Source organism: Chryseobacterium ginsengisoli, from assembly GCF_039542325.1.
Taxonomy (GTDB): domain Bacteria; phylum Bacteroidota; class Bacteroidia; order Flavobacteriales; family Weeksellaceae; genus Chryseobacterium; species Chryseobacterium ginsengisoli.
In genome coordinates, this window is record NZ_BAABHX010000019.1 from 1 (window position 1) to 3,032 (window position 3,032).

Below are 3,032 nucleotides of genomic sequence, written 5' to 3' on the forward strand. Positions count from 1 at the left end.
GGAACAGGAGGAACATTCTACAATGTTTCCAAAGCAGGAGCAGGAACTTCTCCCACTTTGGCATATAACGTACAGATGAACGTGAGTGCAGCAACATTAAGCGCAGCTGGTTCAAGTACAGGAGAAATGGGTCCATATATTAATAGCGCGACTTCTTCAGGTATGTTTGTTTTCCCTGCAAATGTTACAACTACTAATTTATTTAATCCATCCCTTACCAATATTTTAGGATTTGCCTATACTACAGGTACAGCAAGCGCTTATCCTTATAAAATAAATGGTAAAAATAATGCTCCGTCCGGTAGCTATACTCCATCTTCATTTACAGGAAGAAACTTCCATCTGAATACGGATACAGACGGTGGTGCTGAAAGAGGTGGATTTGACTATCAGGAAGTTGTAGGATATGAAAGACAGCTATCTGTTTCGGAACAAAACAGAGTGGAAAGTTATTTAGCTGTAAAATACGGTGTTACAATGGATCAGACCACTGCTACAAATTATGTCGCAACCGATGCTACTGTAACGTGGAATGCTTCAGCAAATAGTGCTTACAACCAAAACATTACAGGTATCGGGCGTGATGATGCGACGGCTTTGAATCAAAAGCAGTCTCAAAGTATAAATGCAGGATCGCAGGTTGCCATAGGAATTGGGGGAGCATTAGCCAATACAAATCTTTTAAATACAAATGCTTTCCCGACAGACAGACAATATCTGATCTGGGGAGATAATGGGCTTACAAAAGCTCCTTCCGTAGCAATATCAGGAATTACAGGAGTGAACTATCGTTTTGCATCGGTATGGAAAGTACAGAATACCAATAGCACAGGAACAGTCCGTATAACATGGCCTCAGGGATTTACTAATCTGAAATTGCTTCAGAACACAACCGACCCTACTTTTGCAGCAGGTAATATTGTAACAGATATGTCTGCAAATACGCAGACTGTAAATGGTATAGTTTACAATTATGCAGATGTTTCATTAGCCAACGGACAGTACTTTACTTTTGCGGCCTTTGTACAGGCTCCAGGTGGAGTTGTTACCAATTTACAGGTGTGGAACAGAGCCGATTTCGGTACAAATACCACAACCAATGCAGCCAATGTGACTTCGTGGAATAATTCAGGATTCACAGGAGGACAACTACAGGCTTTATCAGGCTTCCCGTCTCACTCAGCAAACCCTACTTATTTAGCTGCATCTGCTACTTCTAATTTTAATCCTTCTGTAAGAATGGTGCAGGGAGCAGGTTTAGGAATGCTTAATGCATTTTCTGCTAATGCAACAGCGTCAGGAACAGGAGGAACATTCTATGATGTTTTCAAAGCAGGAGCAGGAACTTCTCCCACTTTGGCATATAATGTACAAATGGAGGTAAGTGACGCAACGTTAACTACTGCAGGATCATTCCTTGCACAAATGGGTCCGTATATCAGCAACAGCACAACAGCCGGATTATTTGTCTGGAATACAAGCCTGGATAAGATTGGTTCTAATTTACTGAATCCTTCCAATACCAACATTACAGGATTTGCTTATACCACAGGTGTGGCAGCCGCTTATCCTTATAAGGTGAACGGATTAGGTATTGTACCCAATAGCTATACCCCTCCTTTATTTGCAGGGAGAAACTTTCACCTCAATACAGATACAGACGGAGGTCCTGACAGAGGAGGATCTGATTATCAGGAAGTCATAGGATATGAAAGACAATTGAGCAGCACTGAACAAAACAGAGTTGAAACCTACTTAGCGGTGAAATACGGTGTGACTTTAGGAACATTTGCTTCTCCTGTTAATTATACAAATACAAGTGGAAATTCCGTATGGTCTACAGCTGCAAACTCTTACCAAACCAACGTAATTGGTATAGCAAGAGATGATTTTGAATATTTGCATCAGAGAATTTCAAAATCACAGGATGCTACTGCGGATATTATTACCATAAGTACCAATAATGATTTTACAAACGCCAACAGCAGTGCCAATCATACGGATATTGCCAATGACCAGTTCTACTTTATGACAGGGAATGACGGGGCAGCAACTACCTATAATGCTCAGAATATTATGCTGAGAAGATGGAAAGTGCAATCTACAGGAACAGCGCAGAATTTATTCTTTAAGACTTCCGATGCTCAGGCAACCTATCTTATCTATGCCGATGATGCAGGGATGACTACCAATGTGGTAAATATTCCTCTTACAAGTGGGGCTACAGCAGGTATCCAGATTCCAAACGGTAAGTTCTTTACGTTTTCTAAAGCTACTTTCTGTACCAAAGATCCTAATACCGCTGCAGCTGATACATTTACTAAAATAGGAATAACCATACAGACAAAACAAAGCGGATGGCCGGAAACGATTCCTAACGGGGCAGTGGCTTTAGAAGGAAAAACCAAAGGTTTTGTAATCACAAGATCACAGAGTGCATTAATTACAAGTCCGATCGAAGGAATGGTGATCTATGACACGACAGACAAGTGTATCAAACTTTATAACGGAACAAGCTGGAACTGTGTCGTAAGAAGCTGTAATCAATAATCTAATTAAAGCAAAATCAAAATGAAAAAAATAGTAACAATAGCCGTTTTTGCCTGTATCTCTCTTGTGAAAGGACAGGTCGGCATGGGAAAAGCTTCCGTTGACGGAGGTGGTATTCTGGATTTTCCCCTCGCTAAAACAGGGATCATTTTACCTGCCGTAACAGCATTGCCAACAGGTGCTGCGGCAACCAACGGTACATTTTTGCTTGACCGTACAGATATGAAAGTAAAAATGCGGGAAAACGATCTATGGGTTTCTCTTACAGATGCAGGAAGCCTTACGGGAGTAATGACCAATACCTCAGCAGAAACAGGAGGAGGCGTGATAATCGGGGCAACAAGCTCTGCTGCTCAAGGCGTGTTGATTTTGGAATCAGCCAATAAGGCGTTGATTTTACCTAAAGTCAATGATCCTGTTGCCAATATGAAAAGTCCCATCGCGGGAACCATATGTTATGATACAGTGAGCAAAACAATGGC

Annotated in this window: 2 protein-coding genes; both read left to right on the plus strand. The window is 41.3% G+C overall.

All coding sequences use genetic code 11. The features are described from left to right. On the plus strand, window positions 1-2,550 hold a 2,550-nt coding region (locus tag ABD940_RS22800; protein ID WP_486303709.1), incomplete at its 5' end, for a DUF8202 domain-containing protein. Between the two features lie 21 nt (window positions 2,551-2,571). Beyond that, a partial coding sequence (locus ABD940_RS22805; RefSeq protein ID WP_345208868.1) for a hypothetical protein occupies window positions 2,572-3,032 on the plus strand: 461 nt, incomplete at its 3' end.